16 protein-coding genes are annotated in these 17,857 nt (G+C 39.1%); 7 read left to right on the top strand and 9 right to left on the bottom strand.

Annotation, left to right across the window (positions count from 1 at the left end; translation table 11 throughout):
- From CLW00_RS13625 to CLW00_RS13585, 9 genes are all read right to left on the bottom strand, one after another.
- On the bottom strand, nucleotides 1-1,043 hold a 1,043-nt coding region (locus CLW00_RS13625; RefSeq protein WP_425437965.1), incomplete at its 3' end, for a sodium:solute symporter family transporter.
- An 87-nt stretch (nucleotides 1,044-1,130) separates the two neighbouring features.
- Complete coding sequence (locus CLW00_RS13620; RefSeq protein WP_106134231.1) at nucleotides 1,131-3,596, bottom strand: PIG-L family deacetylase; 2,466 nt, start codon at nucleotides 3,594-3,596, stop codon at nucleotides 1,131-1,133.
- A 141-nt stretch (nucleotides 3,597-3,737) separates the two neighbouring features.
- Nucleotides 3,738-4,952 (bottom strand): tetratricopeptide repeat protein, encoded by a 1,215-nt coding sequence (locus CLW00_RS13615; protein WP_106134230.1) that lies wholly within the window; start codon nucleotides 4,950-4,952, stop codon nucleotides 3,738-3,740.
- A gap of 42 nt (nucleotides 4,953-4,994) precedes the next feature.
- Nucleotides 4,995-7,526 (bottom strand): DNA gyrase subunit A, encoded by a 2,532-nt coding sequence (gene gyrA / locus CLW00_RS13610; RefSeq protein WP_106134229.1) that lies wholly within the window; start codon nucleotides 7,524-7,526, stop codon nucleotides 4,995-4,997.
- A gap of 89 nt (nucleotides 7,527-7,615) precedes the next feature.
- On the bottom strand, nucleotides 7,616-8,602 hold the full coding sequence (locus tag CLW00_RS13605; RefSeq protein WP_106134228.1) for a hypothetical protein: 987 nt from the start codon (nucleotides 8,600-8,602) through the stop codon (nucleotides 7,616-7,618).
- Nucleotides 8,603-8,702: 100 nt separating this feature from the next.
- Nucleotides 8,703-9,206, bottom strand: coding sequence for a hypothetical protein (locus tag CLW00_RS13600; RefSeq protein WP_106134227.1), 504 nt, complete (start codon nucleotides 9,204-9,206; stop codon nucleotides 8,703-8,705).
- Between the two features lie 158 nt (nucleotides 9,207-9,364).
- Complete coding sequence (rpe, locus tag CLW00_RS13595) at nucleotides 9,365-10,015, bottom strand: ribulose-phosphate 3-epimerase (RefSeq protein WP_106134226.1); 651 nt, start codon at nucleotides 10,013-10,015, stop codon at nucleotides 9,365-9,367.
- 55 nt (nucleotides 10,016-10,070) lie between these two features.
- A complete protein-coding gene (locus CLW00_RS13590; RefSeq protein ID WP_106134225.1) occupies nucleotides 10,071-11,717 on the bottom strand; it encodes a S8 family serine peptidase in 1,647 nt (548 codons plus the stop codon).
- Nucleotides 11,707-12,381: a hypothetical protein gene (locus CLW00_RS13585; RefSeq protein WP_106134224.1), complete on the bottom strand. Its 675-nt coding sequence runs from the start codon at nucleotides 12,379-12,381 to the stop codon at nucleotides 11,707-11,709. The genes CLW00_RS13590 and CLW00_RS13585 overlap by 11 nt, the downstream gene beginning before the upstream one ends.
- Nucleotides 12,382-12,465: 84 nt before the next feature.
- Between CLW00_RS13585 and trpF the strand changes: the two genes are divergently transcribed.
- The 7 genes from trpF (at nucleotide 12,466) to arsM (ending at nucleotide 17,839) form a co-directional block, all read left to right on the top strand.
- On the top strand, nucleotides 12,466-13,092 hold the full coding sequence (gene trpF / locus CLW00_RS13580) for a phosphoribosylanthranilate isomerase (RefSeq protein WP_106134223.1): 627 nt from the start codon (nucleotides 12,466-12,468) through the stop codon (nucleotides 13,090-13,092).
- 43 nt (nucleotides 13,093-13,135) lie between these two features.
- The gene (hemF, locus tag CLW00_RS13575; RefSeq protein ID WP_106134222.1) at nucleotides 13,136-14,032 is read left to right on the top strand and encodes an oxygen-dependent coproporphyrinogen oxidase; all 897 of its coding nucleotides are present in this window, start codon (nucleotides 13,136-13,138) and stop codon (nucleotides 14,030-14,032) included.
- Nucleotides 14,033-14,035: 3 nt separating this feature from the next.
- Nucleotides 14,036-14,617, top strand: coding sequence for a phosphatase PAP2 family protein (locus CLW00_RS13570; protein ID WP_106134221.1), 582 nt, complete (start codon nucleotides 14,036-14,038; stop codon nucleotides 14,615-14,617).
- A gap of 260 nt (nucleotides 14,618-14,877) precedes the next feature.
- Entirely contained in the window at nucleotides 14,878-15,210 is a 333-nt protein-coding gene (locus CLW00_RS13565; protein WP_106134220.1) for an arsenosugar biosynthesis-associated peroxidase-like protein, read from the top strand.
- Nucleotides 15,210-16,253, top strand: a complete 1,044-nt coding sequence (arsS, locus tag CLW00_RS13560; protein ID WP_106134219.1) for an arsenosugar biosynthesis radical SAM (seleno)protein ArsS — start codon at nucleotides 15,210-15,212, stop codon at nucleotides 16,251-16,253. The genes CLW00_RS13565 and arsS overlap by 1 nt, the downstream gene beginning before the upstream one ends.
- Entirely contained in the window at nucleotides 16,204-16,884 is a 681-nt protein-coding gene (locus tag CLW00_RS13555; protein WP_245917295.1) for a TIGR04282 family arsenosugar biosynthesis glycosyltransferase, read from the top strand. Before arsS ends, CLW00_RS13555 begins: the two co-directional genes overlap by 50 nt.
- The gene (gene arsM, locus CLW00_RS13550) at nucleotides 16,868-17,839 is read left to right on the top strand and encodes an arsenosugar biosynthesis arsenite methyltransferase ArsM (RefSeq protein ID WP_106134217.1); all 972 of its coding nucleotides are present in this window, start codon (nucleotides 16,868-16,870) and stop codon (nucleotides 17,837-17,839) included. The genes CLW00_RS13555 and arsM overlap by 17 nt, the downstream gene beginning before the upstream one ends.
- Nucleotides 17,840-17,857: the final 18 nt, after the last annotated feature.

Raw genomic sequence — 17,857 nt, 5'->3', positions numbered from 1 at the left:
TTGGCTTCTACAGCCTGTAGCAAGCCCATAATTTCTTGGTTTTTTTCCTTAAAAGAAGTACTGAATTCTTCTTGTAACAACATAAAATCCTCTCTGTAGGCACTGTTTTCGAGCGCCTCGACTTGTACCTTGTTAAAAACTACTGGAGGTTGAAAGAATTGATAGAACACAAATACCATCACCCCAATAAAGAGTATTACAAATTGCATAGGTACTTTCAAAAGCCCATTCATCATCAGACCCATGCGGCTTTGGGTCAGTGAGCTTCCTGTCAAATACCGCTGCACCTGAGATTGGTCAGTTCCAAAATAGGATAGGAAAAGAAAAAGTGCTGCTGTCATTCCTGACCAGAAATTATACCGATCAGATAAGTTCAACTCAAAATTGACAATATTGAGTTTGTCCATTTTCCCTGCCACGTGCAAAGCCTCAGAGAATTTCACCGGCAACATCTGAATGACCAATATTCCAGCAAGAACCATCCCTCCCATCATTACGGCCATTTGCTGCTTCTGAGTAATGGATACGGCTTTGGTTCCTCCAGAAACGGTGTAAATAATTACCAAAACGCCGATAAATATATTTGTGAAGGTCAAGTTCCAACCCAACAACGTAGATAAAATGATGGCAGGAGCATAAATGGTAATCCCAGCTGCCAATCCCCTTTGAGTCAAAAACAGCAGTGCTGCCAGCGTCCGTGTTTTAAGGTCAAATCTATTTTCCAAAAACTCATAAGCTGTGTAGACTTTCAACTTATAATAGATTGGTAAAAAAGTAACTGATAGGATGATCATGGCCAATGGAAGGCCAAAATAAAACTGGATAAAGCGCATACCATCTTCGTAAGCTTGTCCAGGTGTACTCAAAAAAGTAATAGCAGACGCTTGGGTCGCCATAATGGACAAACCAATTGTCCACCAATTCATATTGCCTTTGCCACGGATATAGCTGTCCATATCCATGGCACCATAGGTTTTGTACACACCATATCCTACTATGGCTGTCAAAGTCCCAAAAAGAACTACCCAGTCTAATGAACTCATGAGAAGGAATTTTGGAGCCAATAAAACAAAATCACCAAAACACCTAGGGTGATCATCAATGCCAAATACCAGTTTCTCCAGTTGATATTAGTTTTCACTGGCTTGCTCGATAAGGTTAACAAATATTTTCACAGCTCCCGGAACTCCTGCAGGCAATTGTCTAAACCAAGAAATCCCAGAATAGGTATATGTTCCTTTTCCATATTTGGCATGAATCAACGAACCTTTTGAGGCATTTTCACCAGGATCCTGCATGATCAGCGGTGCATCATATTGTTCATCCCAGTCAGACACAAAATAAAGTCCTCTTTCTTGTACCCAGCCATCAAAATCTTTTTCCTGTACTTGATTTGGAGAACTCATAAGGGCATGTTTAAAATCAGCTTTTACAGGGGACCCCTCTACAGTAACCCTATCTCTGGAAATATTGAAAGGAAAAGGTCCTAATTCTCTTGTCAATAAAGGTGACGCAGTATTGTATTGAACGATCATATTGCCTCCCCCATTTACATACTCCATCAATTTATCCATATTGCTAGCTAAACCTTGATTGACATTGAAGGCTCGAATCCCGACTATTACAGTCTTAAAATCTTTCAGTCTGCTCAAGACAGAAAGATCTGATTCTTCCAATATACTCACTTCATAACCAAGGCTCCTAAGAAAATCAGGAAGATCATCGCCGGCACCGGGGATATAACCAATCTTTTGTCCGGAAATCTTCAAGTCCATTTTGACCAAGTTAAGATCAGTATGGGTAAAATAAGTAAGATTTGGAATATGCTTATAAATTATCCTCTTCGTGTCTTGGTTGAATGACCTGCCATCCTCAGCCAAATACCTGATCTGCAAAGATTTTTTTTCAGCATCTGAATCTTTGAATTGTATTGTGTAAATCAATCTCTTTCTTCGCTCATCTATTTCAGGATCAAAAATCTCAAATTGATTTTGTTCTAAGCCAATGACCTCTAATTTTCCTTGAAGAATCCTATCTCTAAATGAAACCTCCACTTCGAGCTTATCATCTGCCCCTGGAATTAAAAAGACGTTGTTTTTATCCAAACTTACATTGACTTCAGGCACTAAGGTAAAAGGTTGCTTGACTTCTCCGTCAACCTGATCATTATACTTAAATTCCAAAGGAACCTGAACACTTATAGGATAGCCAGACACACTCATATCCAACATGCCATATACATTGGGACCATTGACCGGCGGACCTATCTTCTTTTGCTCAGTTATTCCAAATAAGCTATTGTCCAATGGGTTTTCAAGCCAAAAGGGCTGTGAAACAGGATAATCCTTTGGGATAAAAATATCCATGGATTTCCTAACAGGTTCGTTGTTTTTTGCTTCGACATTAAGGTTTTCTGAAAACACCTCACTCCCGAAATTTTTCAGCTGAATTGGGCTAGCGGATGGATTATTGAAAACAAATTCAACGTTAATTTTCTCTCCTGGATAACCGATTTCTTTTTTTATTATAAACTCAGCCTTCACCCCAAGTATATCTAAGATAAGTTGGTCTAAATGCTCCTTCTTTTCCTGAAACCAGGTTTCTTGACTATTCTCAGACTGCAAGAGCAATTTGATTCCCAGTAGATTTTCTAAGTTGGATTCCGGTTTCAAAAAATCAAATTCTTTGACAGCTTTTTGAATAGCCTCTGCAATCGCTGTTCCTTGCCTAAGGTGCATCCATCGGTTTTCTATTCCTTCAAAAGGATGTAGCTCAAAAGACTCTCCATCGATCATTTCAATAAAATCACTGGCCTTTCCTACTTGTGCAGTTGAGCCGAAGCCCTGTGACTTGTGCATAGTTCGGCTATTGGCAGCAATCTGAGAATAAGTATCTCCTAGAAAAGGATTGATTTCACCCACTTCAAACTCATGATAAACCTTTCCTTCTTCTGGCTCATATTGTCCTCCCCACTGATAGGCATTCCAAAAAATCCGCTTCGCTTGCCATGGCTTAGTATAATTGAGCTGTTCTGAAAAAACACTGGCATCAGCAGCTTTTGTAAATGCCTCTACCGATAAAATAGCTGAAGATGTATGGTGACCGTGAGTAGTCCCGGGGATGGTGTTAAATCTATTGATGATAATGTCAGGTTGGTAATTTCTGATAATCCAGATGACATCTGACAAGAGTTTCTCCCTATCCCAGTTGTTAAACGTTTCATCCGGGTTTTTACTGAATCCAAAATCCAGTGCTCTGGAGAAAAGCTGTCTTCCTCCATCTGTTTCCCTAGCTTTCAAGAGCTCATTGGTCCTGATCATTCCTAATTCAATACCCAACTCTTTTCCGATGAGGTTTTGTCCACCATCGCCTCTTGTCAATGAAAGGTAGGCTACTTGAGCATTTTCTGCATTTGCCAAGTATGCTATTAAGCGGGTATTTTCATCATCCGGATGAGCAGCGATATAAAGAACTCTTTTGGTCTCTTCAAAACGCAACAACTCATGATACAAGGCTGAGGATGGTAAATGTTGAGCAAAAACTTGTGTAATAAAAACTGAAAATATACCTAACAGCAAGAATTTTGGGTTTTTCATAACTTAACAATTTGTGCAAAATGTAAAAGATGATAGGGACAAAAAAAACTAAAATTTTACCAAAGGGTTTGGTAACGTATAAACATAAAAAAAGCTATCCAAATATTTCGGATAGCTTTTTTATTGAAATCAAAAATAGAATTATCTTTCCATCCAATCAGGACCGTAAAGTGCAGTCAATTTTTGATTGTATTTCTCTGCTTCTTCAGTATTTTTCAACCTAGAGTGAATTTGGAATAATAGTTCAAGTGCCTCTGCAGATGCTTCTCCTTCTCTGATTTCGGTAGCTCTAGTAAAGAATGGTACAGCTCTGGCATATAAAGAATCTGCTTCTTCACCCATTTCTGGAGCTTTTTCTTCCCACTCATCATCAGTTAAGTTGTTGATTTCAGCTATGATTTTTCTAGCTCTTTCAAGCAAGATTGCTCCTGCATAAAAGTTACCTTCAAAAAACTCTTCATCAGCTGCTACAGATTTTTCATATTGTGCAAAAGCTCCATCTAGGTCTCCTGACTGCTCAAGTAAATAACCATATCTCAAAAGCAAGCCTGGATTTTCCGGATCAGCTTTCAAAGCTTCCTGTACCGAAGCCAAAGCTTCGTCCATTTTCTCCATTTGTAGAAGCAATTGGATTTCGAATTCAGCTAAAGTCTTGTCTTCAGGATAATCCTTACGAGCTCTTGTAACATATTCGTAAGCTGCCTCTGGATCTTGATCTTCACCACTTGCGATTTGAACTAAGAAATAATAAGTATTTAACTTATCATAATCCTCAATTTCAAGTAACCTGTTGAAGTGCATTTTAGCTTCTTCAGTCTTACCAAGATCATTTGCTAAGTAACCTGCATTGAAGTTGGATGTTGTATCTGTTGGATCAATGTCAGATACCAAAGAGAACATTTCGTAAGACATCTCAAAATCATCCTCTTCATAGGCCATGATGGCTTTGTTGAAGGCCGCAAATTTAAGGGTGTTGATGTTCCAAGGTCTTAAGTTTTCAGGTAGTTCAGGAGCATCATCTTTATATACTTCCTTACCAACTTTTCCTGATTTATCTCCACCTTCCATTTCCATTACTTTCTGGAAATTTTCAAAAGCATCACGTCCAAGAGAAACAGTAGAAGCTGTTAAATCTTCTTCCATTTCAAACATCTTCGTTTGAGTTTTTGCTTTTGTCAATAAAACTGACGGATCATCCTTAGTATCCGGATGTTGGAGCGCTTCTTCTACATCAGACATTGCTTCTTCAAGATTGCCTCTTTTGAAATTCCTATCTGCTGATTTCGCTACTTTCTTTTGGGCAAAAGCCATCGTGGTAAAAACCGCTAATGCCAATGATAAGATTAACTTTTTCATTTGATTATTTTGCTAATTGAATGGTTTTAAATAGATTTTTGATTATTCGTCGCCCTTTTCATCGGGAGTTTCTGGTGATTCTAAATTTGGTGATTCTGCATTGTTTTCTAAGTCTTCTATTTCACTCTCATCTCTTTCGATTTTTTCTACGGAAGAAATTTCATCGTTTTCGCTGAGCTTGATCAATCTGACACCTTGGGTTGCTCTACCCATAACTCTCAAGTTGGCGACAGGAGTCCTGATCGTAATTCCTGACTTATTGATGATCATCAAATCATCGGTATCAACTACTTCTTTTATGGCTACTAAATTACCGGTTTTTTCGGTAACATTCATCGCTTTTACTCCTTTGCCGCCTCTGTTGGTGATTCTATATTCGTCAAGAGGTGATCGCTTTCCATAGCCTTTTTCTGACACTACAAGCAGGTTTGCATCCTCTCTGGCAGCACATACCATGCCAACGACCTCGTCTTTAACATCACTTAACTTAATTGCTTTAACACCGGTAGCCGTCCTTCCCATTGGTCTAACTGTTGACTCATGGAAATGTATTGCCCTACCTGATTTTGCAGCTATTATGATATGAGAATCACCATTGGTCATTTCGACCCTCAACAATTGATCGTCTTCACGGATATTAAGTGCAATGATTCCATTAGACCTCGGTCTGGAATACTGCTCAAGAGTGGTTTTCTTGATGATACCCTGTTTGGTAACCATGACGAGGAAGTGGTTGTTGATATAATCCTCATTATTAAGATCCGACACTTGGATAATAGACCTGATTTTATCTTCAGCCTCAATATTGATGAGGTTTTGAATTGGTCTTCCTTTAGAAGTTTTGGATCCTTCAGGAATGGCATAGGTTTTTAACCAAAAAAGTTTACCATGGTCTGTGAAAATCAGCAAATAATTATGCGTGGATGCGGTAAATAGATAATCTGTCCAATCGTCTTCTTTTGTAGAAACTCCTTTAGAGCCTACTCCTCCCCTGCCTTGAGTCCTGTATTCGTTAAGGAGTGTTCTTTTCACATAACCCTGATGTGATACGGTAATGATCACTTCTTCATTCGGAATCATATCCTCATAGCTGAAGTCTTCAGCATTATGCTCGATAACGGTTCTTCTTGGATCAGCGTAACGCTCTTTTATTTCAGCAAGCTCATCTTTGATGATTTGCATCCTTCTTTCCTCACTACCCAAAATATCTTTAAGGTCTTCAATCAGAGCCATGATCTCCTTGTATTCTTCTTGAATTTTGTCCCTTTCCATTCCGGTAAGGCGCTGAAGTCTCATATCGAGAATAGCCCTTGCTTGAATTTCACTGAGACTGAATTTTTCAATCAAGCCATTTCTTGCAGTTTCGGGATCTCTAGAGCTCCTGATCAAGGAAATGACTTCATCCAGATTGTCGAGGGCAATCAAATAGCCTTCAAGGATATGGGCTCTTTTCTCTGCTTCTCGTAATTCATATTCAGTACGTCTTACCACTACTTCATGTCTGTGATTGACATAGTGGAAGATCATATCTTTAAGATTCAACGTTTGTGGACGGCCTTTGACCAATGCCACATTGTTGACAGAGAAAGAAGTCTGAAGCTGTGTCTGTTTGTAAAGGTTGTTTAATATAACATTTGGGATAGCATCTCTTTTCAATTCGTATACCACCCGCATACCTTGCCTATCAGACTCATCTCTTATCGCAGATATGCCATCAATTTTCTTTTCATTGATCAACTGGGCCGTTTTTTCAACCATACTCGATTTATTGACCAAATATGGGATCTCAGTAATGATAATGGCTTCTTTTCCGCTGGCTTTGGTTTCTACTTCAGCCCTTCCACGGACGACAACCCTTCCTCTTCCTGTTTCAAAAGCGGCTTTCACACCATTATAGCCATAGATTATTCCTCCTGTAGGGAAATCTGGAGCTACAATAAACTCCATTAGTTCAGCAATGGTAATATCTCTGTTGTCAATAAAGGCAATGATGCCATCAACGACTTCACCAAGGTTGTGCGGTGCCATATTGGTGGCCATACCTACTGCAATACCTGAAGCTCCATTTAACAATAGGGCCGGGATTTTTGCCGGTAAGACTACAGGTTCCTTTAAGGAGTCATCAAAATTGAGCTGAAAATCAACCGTTTCTTTATTGATATCAATTAGCAATTCTTCTGCTATTCTCTTTAGCCTTGCTTCAGTGTAACGCATCGCAGCTGGATTATCACCATCCACAGACCCAAAATTACCCTGACCATCCACAAGAGGATATCTCAATGACCATGGTTGTGCCATACGAACCATGGTTTCATACACGGCAGAGTCACCATGTGGGTGATATTTACCTAGTACTTCACCAACAATTCTAGCTGATTTTTTATAGGATTTATTGTGCAGTACACCTAACTCCTGCATTCCAAAAAGAATTCTTCTGTGAACAGGCTTAAGACCGTCTCTCACATCTGGAAGTGCTCTGGAAACAATTACCGACATCGAATAATCGATGTAAGCACCACGCATTTCATCCTCAATATTAATAGGTATTATGTTCTCGTTTTCTCCTTGCGCCATATTTTTATAAGTGCTCAATAAGCTGGCAAGTTAATAAAAAGAATACGGTTTTGAAATAGATTATTTGGTCAATGAATGTACCGAAAAAATCAATTGCCGTACCATTGACCCACCTTCCTATTTTGAAACCTGAATATCGAGCTACCTCTGTATTCTACCCCCTCATGCAAGTGCCTCATTACCACACCACAACCCGGTACTTTGCAGCGTTTTGTCCCCGGAAGACTAATAGAAAAGCCAACTTGGGCAACATAAAGGGTCTGTTGAAGATTTTGAAACTCGTTCAAACTTTCGGCTTGAAAAGCAAAATTTCTAAACTCTGCGCCTGCTTTGACAAATAACCTGGTGTATTCAGAAAACTCTCTCTCTATCCTTAAGGCTATTCCATAAAAAGGTTGGTCGCCTTGTGCAAGCCTAGAATCCAGGTTTTGTCTGAGTATCAAGTTACCAAACTCCCCTTCTGCGATAAATCTCCATGGATAATTCTGCCTGATCCTTTGGTTTTTTTCACCCTGCATGTAAATGTTCTGGGAAGCATATTTTCTATACCTCCAATTCAAAAACTTCACTCTTTTTCTTGCATCATACAACACAAGCCCCACAGTTCCATAAAACTTATCAAAAACATATGATTCTTGTTCGTATAAGAGACGGTAGTTATCGCCTACTGGAAAATTGACTCGGCCAAATTCCCTACCATATCCTCCACCTATTGTAAGGGTATTAAAAAGATTTACCCTAACCCCAATATTAACGGGGAAGGCATAATTTCCAGAACTAAGTCTGATTGTATCTTCTATTGATAGTTCTCTTGGTACCTGTAGATTTTGATACTGACCTATGGGATATTGGGAAGGGGATTCAGAATTAAAATTCATCAGATGTTTGTAATAGGCTCCTCCGCCCGACAGCTCCACACTAAAAAGGCTTACAAAATTCCTTGCAATATTTCCTAATTCGTTGCTTGATTTCCTACTGGGTCTCGCTTTTGTGTCAAGTCCAAAAATATCATCTTGGGCAAAGGCCACAATAAAACTTGACAAAAAAAGGCTTAATACAAGGGTGAACTTTTTCATACAGATTTTCTAACGCTTGCTAATGTTAAAACAATACATGCACAAAAACAAAATGGCTGCCAAAAATGACAGCCATTTAATATTTAGCATCGGTAAATGATCAGTCAGTTACGTCACCATCATCTTCACCTTCTTTTTCTTTAAGTTCAGAGATTAAATTATCAATTTGCTCTTTTACTGATGGATCAGCACTCATTGCTCTTCTAACTTTATTATAAGTAGCTGCACCAAGTACTTCTGCGTCCATGATAAGACCTGTCATGTATTCTTTTACCTCATCTCCAATTGAGTCAATATATGCTTGAATTTCAGCAAAGGCTTCTTTTTCTTCTTCTGTTGCTTCAATTTCAGCAAGCTTCTCTTCGTCGCCCCAAGCACCTTTCAGTTCGTTGTATCTCGCGCCACCTCCTAAGGTTTCATTTTCCTTAATCATTGTTTCCATGGTGCTTTGTTTCTCTTGAATATAAGATTGAACTTTAACTTCCATAGATGCATACTTCATCATTTCTTCTTCAGTAACTTCGTCTTCACCCTCTTCTTGAGCAAAGGTCTGCACACTGAAAACTCCGAACATCAGAAGCGCTAAAAGGAATATCTTTTTCATTGTAATAATTGGTTTTAATTGATAATGTAAATCTTGATTACTTTACAATTACGCATTAAAAGGGCATTTGAACAAGAAATCAGCCAATTTATAGCCTTTAATTTTTGTTAAATGGTAAATATCAAGCTTCAAAGGAAATACCCCTATCTACCTGAATATTAGATACTTTTAAGTTCTTTTATCGTCTTTATCGGATCTTTAGCACTGAATACGAAGCTTCCAGCAACTAATATATCTGCTCCTGACTCCATTAATTTGGGAGCATTCTGCTGGTTCACTCCCCCATCTATTTCTATCAGGGTGTTCGCGCCTTTTCTATTGATCAATGATTTTAGCTTTTTCACTTTATCGTAGGTATTTTCAATAAATTTTTGCCCACCAAAGCCTGGGTTGACAGACATGATACACACGAGGTCTATGTCTTGTATTACATCTTCGAGAAGATCTACGCTGGTATGTGGATTAATTGCGACACCCGCTTTTGCTCCCAGTTGTTTAATCGCTTGAAGGGTTCTATGAAGATGATTACATGCTTCATAATGTACAGAAATAATTTCTGCACCGGCATTTCTGAATGCTTCAAGGTAGTTATCTGGGTTGACTATCATAAGGTGTACGTCCAGGGGCTTTTTTGCATGCTTATTAATGGCAGCTGTCACAGGAATACCAAAAGAAATATTGGGAACAAAGACACCATCCATGATATCGACATGAATAAAATCCGCCTCCGAGGCATTTAGCATTTCAACTTCCTTTTGAATATTGGCGAAGTCAGAGGCCAATACAGAAGGTGCTATTTGAATAGACATATTTTGAGTTGGTTTTTTTGAAGATACAAAGCAAATAAAAATTTGCCTTTAGCCACTAATTTTTTAGCAACTTTGTCCTTCTGACCTGATTTCCTGCCTGCATCTCTACAATGTACATCCCATTACTTAACACTGGCAAATCAATAAGAAATGGTTCTTTAGGGGAATTTCTTTTTACTTTCAATTGGCTCAAAACTTTTCCTTGCATGTCAAAAAGTGAAAATTCTCCCTGTTGGTTATTTCCAAAATATATAAACAATGAATTTCCTGAAATCGGATTTGGAAAAACTTTCCAGTCTTCTTCCTTTTCTTCAAGAGGAATATTTAAAATCTCACCCAAGTATGCTTTTGTGAAATTGGGAATGCCATAGCCAAAATCATTATCGGGGGATTCAAAATTATCAGCACTTTCTAGGAGTGCATTCAGCATTTTTTCTTTATTCCAATCAGGTTTGGCCTGCCAAAGCCCAGCTGCCAGGGCTGCAATCTGAGGAGCAGAAAATGAAGTTCCTGTTGCTCTTCCCAGATTACCATTCGACCTTATGAGCCAGACTTGATTGCCATTCGTGGTTAATTCCGGCTTGACTCTACCATCGGCTGTTGGTCCCTGAGAACTGAAAGCTGACCTTTCAAGATCCCCATTGACAGAACCTACAGCTATTATACCTTTTGCATCAGCAGGGGCTGTCAACGAAGAAGCGCCCCTACTCCCATAATTGCCTACCGAGGTTACTACTAGAATACCTTTATCAGAAGCAATGTTTGCACCTTTTGTGATCAATGCTGTTTCGCCATCCATATCCTCAAAACTGTAGTCCATCTCTGGGTCGTCAAAATCCCAATAACCGAGGGAGCTATTGATGATGTCAACACCAAGACTGTCTGAGTATTCAGCGGCTTTGACCCAATTGTATTCTTCTATTCGAAATTCAGTCGGAACTTCCTCTGTAATGCAAAGGATATAATTCGATTCAGGCGCTCCGGCCAATAGAGATTCCGGATCATTTGAAGCGATCAGAGACAAAACGTTTGAACCATGCTGATTGTATTTAAAAATATCTTCATCCCAAGGGTGTACGAAGTTTTTGCCGCCAAGCAATCTTCCTTCTTCAATAATATGAGACAAGGCGGGTATAGTATTTACACCAGGAAAGCCTGCATCAAAAACCGCCACAGTTACTCCTTTCCCCCTATATCCCTCCTCATGCATTTCGGGAATACCCAAAAGTTGGTTTTGAAACTCGAAAGGTGCTCCTTCGGATTTGTTCTTTTTACTTTTAAGGTTAAAAGAAAAGCCCTTTTCACCGGTTTTGGTTGAAATACGGCCATTTTCCACAAAACCAGGAGCTGCCAACACTACATCCTCAATTATATCTAAATCTAAGATCTGTTCTATGGCTTCAGGGTTTGCAATGACAATAGAAGCGTTCAACCAATTAGAATGGTATAAAATATCTATAATCAAAGGATTGATTTTTTCTATGTTTTTGGTAGAAACTGGTAAGTCTAAGCTATCCAATGTCACTCCAAACCTGGATTTCCTTTCGACTGCCATTGGGCTGAGAAATTCTGATGGATTATCCAGCGAATAAGTTGTCTGAGGTTTGAACTTATAATGTATGGCGTAGCGATTTTGCCCTACAGCAGAACCCATTGCAAGCAATCCGATTAATAAAATCAAAACATAATTCTTAACCACCATACACCAGTATTTTTAAATGGGTCTTTCTTCCGGAATTGAGGATCATTTCACCTAGGCAATCATTTCTGGAGCAATATGTAAACACCTCATAGTATTGCTCTACCATTCCTATGCCACGGGTATAAACTTCATACCTATTGTTCCTAAACGTGATTTGGTCATCATCTTGTTCCTGAAGAATTCTCGCAGAACGCTGAAATGTCTGATCTCCCGCAGAAACATTCCCCATGAAATCTACTTGGTATTCATCAGGATTGGATGAATTATATGCCATGGCATCCCAAGATTTCCCTAATTCCACAGGAAAAACCAAAGGGATAGTCTTTTGGTTTTCAAATTGCCTGACTAAGGCATTTCTACGCACCAATAAAGAATAGTTTCCTTCTCCTAACCAAAAATCCTGATCGTCAGACCGCTCTCTTTTAAGTACGAAAACTTCCTCATCTTCGGCATTGAGGTAGCTGTATTCAATCACATCCCGTAAGAAATACTCATTTTCCTCAACATCCCCTTCTCCAAAAACTACTGTTTCACTCACTTGGTAAATCCAAAAAAGCCCAACCCTTAGTGGCTGGTAATCTTGCCCAAAATCTGTACGGGGATTCTCCGTCTCTTCGCATGCCATCAAGGCCAACACACACAATATCAAAATCCTTTTATACATATACTAACCGAAGGAAGGTCTAAAAATACATTTTTCGATCGAAAACTTTTACCTTAGCACCACAAAAACAAGATAATCTATAAAATGGCTTTAAAGACTTTTGTAAAAATTTCAGCTGTAAACAACCTTTCTGATGCGCGCTATTGCGCTGGAATGCAAGTTAACTTAATGGGTTTCAACCTTGAAGAAAATAACAAAAACTATATTTCACCTGAAAAATTCAAGGAAATCACAGACTGGCTATCTGGCTTGGAATATATAGCTGAATTTGAACATACCCATCCTGAAAGAATCCTCACTCATATTCAAGAATATGATGGCTTTCAATATATTCAGATTGAAGAAGAAATTCACCTCAAAATGCTCGTGAATACCGAATATGGTATCATCTTAAAACAGACGGTGAATACAATCTCAGACTTAGAGGATTTAATCAAAAAGACAGCATCATACCAGCAATATCAGGTCACACTATTATTGGTATCTGAGGAACTTCCTCTGGATGATACGGCTATGGAAAAAATAAAAACATTGGCTGAAGGATGCCAGGTATTGTTAGGATTTGGCTTGAAGTCCGACTCTGTAGAAGAAATAGTAGAAAAAACCAAAGTCAAAGGCATAGCCATGGAGGGAGGCGATGAGATAAAACCAGGTTTGAAAGATTTCGATGAATTGGCAGATATCCTTGAATCACTGGAAATTGAAGACTGATCACTACATCATAAATTAAATCATTAACACCAATCAATCCTGCATGAATAAAGCAAGCATAACAGAAGATTTTAAGACTATTCAAGATCATATTTGCCGCGAGTTGGAGACTGAAGATGGACAGGGAAAATTCAAAGAAGACCTTTGGAAAAGGCCTGAAGGCGGCGGGGGAAGGACTAGAATCTTCGAAAATGGCAACATCATCGAAAAAGGTGGAGTTGCTTTTTCTGCAGTAGAAGGTCCCACACCTGAAAAAATCCTCAAAAAATTAGGATTGGAAAAAGCTGATTTTTATGCCACAGGTGTCTCAATTGTTCTCCATCCTCACAACCCGATGGTTCCAATCATCCATATGAATATACGATATTTTGAGATGAGCAATGGAATCAATTGGTTTGGTGGTGGCATTGACCTTACTCCACACTATGTCAACAATAAGGATGCTGCTTATTTTCATCAACAAGTAAAAGCCACCTGCGATCAGTTCAACCCTGAGTATTATCCAAAGTTTAAAAAATGGGCTGATGATTATTTTTATATCAAACACCGCAATGAAACAAGAGGTATTGGTGGGATTTTCTTTGACAGGTTAAGCGGTAAGGATAGTAATGAAATGCAGCAGATTTTTGAGTTTGCAAAGTCAGTTGGGTACCTTTTCCCAAAAATTTACAGGCATTTTATGGAGCAAAACCATCCCCTTCCATTCGGACAAAAGGAAAAGGACTGGCAAGCACTAAGAAGGGGAAGGTATGTGGAATTTAATCTTGTATGGGACGCGGGAACAAAGTTCGGTTTGGATACCAATGGACGGACAGAAAGTATTTTGATGAGTATGCCTCCGTCGGCCAATTGGGAATATATGCATGAACCGGAAGCTGGATCTTCCGAAGCGCAAACCCTAAGTTTACTTAAAAAAGAAATAGACTGGATCAATCGTTAAATCATGCTTGAAACACTCATAGAATGGGATCATGCTGCCTTTCTGTTTCTTAATAGTTTCCATTCAGAGTTTTTGGATCCTATCATGTATTTCTTGACGCAGACAAAGCCCTGGATTCCTTTATATTTATTTTTGACATACCTGATATGGAAGGCCTATGGAAAATCTTCATGGTGGGTGTTTGTTGCAATAGGATTGACTATCCTCTTTGCAGACCAATTTACCTCTACATTCATGAAGCCATTCTTTGCAAGACTGAGGCCTTGCTATGACCCTGATTTTATTGATATCATTCACCATTATGGGAATTGTAGCAGCAGATATGGCTTTGCTTCCTCGCATGCAGCCAATAGTTTTGCCATCGCTACTTTGATGTATTTGGTTTTGGAGGTAAAATACCCTCAGATTAAATGGTTATTTCCTTGGGCAGTCTTATTTTCTTATACAAGGATTTACCTAGGTGTTCATTTTACCGGAGATGTAGTGGTAGGCGCACTTGTAGGCATAATAAGTGCTTTTTTAGCTTATTATATAGCCTTGTTTATATTCAAAAAACTAAGTCCCCAAATTAAGGAAAACCAGTAGGCTTTCGCGTTCAAACCAGTCCCTGAACATAGAGAACTTTCAAATTATTCTTTCTTGGTCGTATCAACGAAATCTAATACTTCTCAAGCGATCATTTTTTCTTTTAAAAATCCTTCTCAGGAAACTTTTACTAAACTTCAAGTCATATTATAAGTTTCTCTTACCAAAGATCAATATATTGTCAATTGCCTAAGAGTTATAAATTTCATAAATCCAATTCTTACGACTTTCTCGTAATTAAAAACCAAAATCGACAAACTATGAAAACTTACTACAATCCAGAAGATTTAAAAAAATTTGGCAAGATCGGTGAATTTCAAAAAACAATGGCCGATAAATTTTTTGACTATTACGGAGAAGTATTCAAAGAGGGGGCTTTGACAGCAAGAGAAAAGTCATTGATTGCCCTTGCTGTAGCCCATGCTGTTCAATGTCCATATTGCATTGATGCATATACAGTAGATACTATGGAAAAAGGATGTGATGAAGAGCAAATGATGGAAGCTGTACACGTAGCTGCAGCCATCAGAGGCGGCGCCTCTCTTGTACATAGTACCCAAATGATGAATAAAGCCAAAGAAATATCAATGTAATGAAATCACTTAAAGCACAGAATCATCCTTTAGCCAATACCGAAAAAGAAATTGAACTTTTAGAATCTCTTGATTTTACTGACACTTTCGAAAGTAAACTTAAGGAATCAGGCCTCTTTCCCCTTAAGCCCACTCAAATTGAGATTTTACAGATCAACATGGGCAAAATGTGCAATCAAGTCTGTCAGCACTGTCATGTGGATGCAGGCCCGGACCGGAAAGAAATCATGGAAAGGGAGGTAATGCAGCATTGCCTAGATGTGATAAAGAAAAATGACATTAAAGCAATTGACCTGACAGGTGGAGCTCCCGAGATGAACCCTCATTTCAGGTGGTTTGTCACTGAGATACGCAAAATCAACGAAGACATTAACATCATAGTAAGGTGTAACCTTACCATTATTTTGGCAAACCCAAAATACCATGACCTTCCTGATTTTTTCAAATCAAATAACATAGAAGTGGTTTCGTCTCTACCCTATTTCAATGCGGCAAAAACAGATGCACAGAGAGGTGATGGGGTTTTTGGCAAATCCATCAAAGCGCTCAAAATGCTCAATGAAGTGGGTTATGGCGTAGAAGGTTCACCCCTTAAACTTAATCTGGTCTTTAATCCTTCCGGTGCATTTCTCCCAGCTTCACAGGCTGATTTGGAGCTACAGTTCAAAAGGAAACTGAGTGCTCAGTATGAAGTTCAGTTCAACTCTCTTTTCACCATCACCAACATTCCCATAAGCAGGTTTTTGGAGTATTTGCTTCGAAGTGGCAATTATGAAAACTACATGGAAAAACTGATCAATTCATATAACATCGCTGCTGCTGCGAATGTGATGTGCAGGACTACAATTTCGGTAGGTTGGGATGGCTACCTCTATGACTGTGATTTCAATCAGATGTTAGAATTGAAAGTCGATACCCCTAAAACCCAACATATCAAGGATTGGGACACTGCTGCTTTGAAGGAAAGGAATATAATCGTCAATCAACATTGTTTTGGATGCACTGCAGGGGCAGGATCCAGCTGCGGAGGGGCTACAGCCTAATATGGATAGAAATTCCAACAATGCTGTAATAGTATTCCAGAAAAATCTCATTTTAGGTAAAGTCAAGACCAGGCTTGCCAAAACAATAGGAAATGAAGCAGCTCTTGATATTTACAGGTCCCTTATTAACATTACCTATAGTGAGCTCAGTCAATTAAAAGATGTAGACATTTTAGTCTATCTTTCTGACTATGTGGAAGAACTCCCTTTTGATATCAAAGGTAAAAATTATAAGATTTTTGCTCAGAAGGGATCAGATTTAGGGGATAGAATGAAGAATGCTTTTGAGGAAACATTGGCTAATGGTTATCAAAAGTGTGTGATCATCGGAACGGACTGCCCTGACCTATCTATGAAGGAAATCCAACAGGCAATAGATCATTTGGCTACGCATGATGTGGTTTTTGGACCCGCAGAAGACGGAGGATATTACCTGCTAGGCAAAAAAGAGATACTCCCCTTTTTAATGCAAAATATCAATTGGTCTACCAGTGAAGTCTTAGCAACAAGCATTGAGAGGTTAAAAAATGAAAAACTGTCATATAAACTACTTGAGAAGTTAGGAGATATTGACACAGAAAAAGATTGGAAAAATTACAAATTACGCAAAGCAAATGAGCAATTACCTTGATACCACAGCTAACGTTTACAAAGAAGCTGCCCTTAAGCCTGATGTAGGGCTTTGTTGCACCACCACGCCAATCTGGCAACTACCGGGCTTGTCTATTCCCAAAATCATGCAGGAGATGAATTATGGGTGTGGCAGTACTGTACACCCAAGAGACTTAATCAATAATCCTAAAATCCTCTACGTGGGTGTTGGAGGCGGGATGGAAGTCTTGCAATTTGCCTACTTCTCTCGACAACAAGAGGGTGTAATTGGGATAGACATTGTAGACGAGATGCTTGAAGCCTGCAACAAGAACATGGTGGAAGCTGAAAACCAAAACCCTTGGTTTGACAGCAATTTTGTATCTCTTAGAAAAGGTACTGCTCTAAATCTGCCTGTAGAAGATTCATCTATCGATGTAGCTGCTCAAAACTGCCTTTTCAACATCTTCACAAAAGAGGATTTGAAATTGGCCTTGGCGGAAATGTACAGAGTTCTCAAGCCCCATGGTCGCTTGGTCCTGAGTGACCCTGTGACAGAAAACCATATGCCTGAATCACTGAAGAATGATGAGAGGTTGCGTGCACTATGCCTAAGTGGTTCCCTCCCATTGCAGGAATACTTGGATATGATTACTGAAGCTGGATTTGGCACTGTAGAAGTTCGTGCAAAAAGACCTTACCGCATCTTAGCACCTGGTCAGTACGATACCGAAGAATTGATTATTTTGGATAGTGTTGAAGTCTGTGCTATCAAAGACCCAATGCCAAGCGATGGGCCCTGCATTTTCACAGGTAAAACGGCAATTTACTATGGGGATGAGGAATATTTCGATGACCATAAAGGACATGTTTTAATGCCCAATCAGCCTTTATCTATCTGTGACAAAACGGCTAAGGCATTGACTACTCTTAAAAGAAAAGATATTTATATATCAGATTCAACCTATTTCTATGACGGTGGTGGCTGTTGCTGACAAATTGAGGCATGAGGG

Source organism: Mongoliibacter ruber, assembly GCF_003003005.1.
Taxonomy (GTDB): domain Bacteria; phylum Bacteroidota; class Bacteroidia; order Cytophagales; family Cyclobacteriaceae; genus Mongoliibacter; species Mongoliibacter ruber.
This window is presented reverse-complemented; position numbering and strand designations above follow the sequence as displayed.

Coding starts and splice junctions, on each gene's coding strand:
- CLW00_RS13615 (WP_106134230.1), bottom strand. CDS start 4,952: ATGAAAAAGTTAATCTTATCATTGGCATTAGCGGTTTTTACCACGATG.
- arsS (WP_106134219.1), top strand. CDS start 15,210: ATGAAATCACTTAAAGCACAGAATCATCCTTTAGCCAATACCGAAAAA.
- arsM (WP_106134217.1), top strand. CDS start 16,868: ATGAGCAATTACCTTGATACCACAGCTAACGTTTACAAAGAAGCTGCC.
- CLW00_RS13620 (WP_106134231.1), bottom strand. CDS start 3,596: ATGAAAAACCCAAAATTCTTGCTGTTAGGTATATTTTCAGTTTTTATT.
- CLW00_RS13590 (WP_106134225.1), bottom strand. CDS start 11,717: ATGGTGGTTAAGAATTATGTTTTGATTTTATTAATCGGATTGCTTGCA.
- CLW00_RS13605 (WP_106134228.1), bottom strand. CDS start 8,602: ATGAAAAAGTTCACCCTTGTATTAAGCCTTTTTTTGTCAAGTTTTATT.
- rpe (WP_106134226.1), bottom strand. CDS start 10,015: ATGTCTATTCAAATAGCACCTTCTGTATTGGCCTCTGACTTCGCCAAT.
- CLW00_RS13600 (WP_106134227.1), bottom strand. CDS start 9,206: ATGAAAAAGATATTCCTTTTAGCGCTTCTGATGTTCGGAGTTTTCAGT.
- CLW00_RS13585 (WP_106134224.1), bottom strand. CDS start 12,381: ATGTATAAAAGGATTTTGATATTGTGTGTGTTGGCCTTGATGGCATGC.
- trpF (WP_106134223.1), top strand. CDS start 12,466: ATGGCTTTAAAGACTTTTGTAAAAATTTCAGCTGTAAACAACCTTTCT.
- CLW00_RS13570 (WP_106134221.1), top strand. CDS start 14,036: ATGCTTGAAACACTCATAGAATGGGATCATGCTGCCTTTCTGTTTCTT.
- CLW00_RS13565 (WP_106134220.1), top strand. CDS start 14,878: ATGAAAACTTACTACAATCCAGAAGATTTAAAAAAATTTGGCAAGATC.
- gyrA (WP_106134229.1), bottom strand. CDS start 7,526: ATGGCGCAAGGAGAAAACGAGAACATAATACCTATTAATATTGAGGAT.
- hemF (WP_106134222.1), top strand. CDS start 13,136: ATGAATAAAGCAAGCATAACAGAAGATTTTAAGACTATTCAAGATCAT.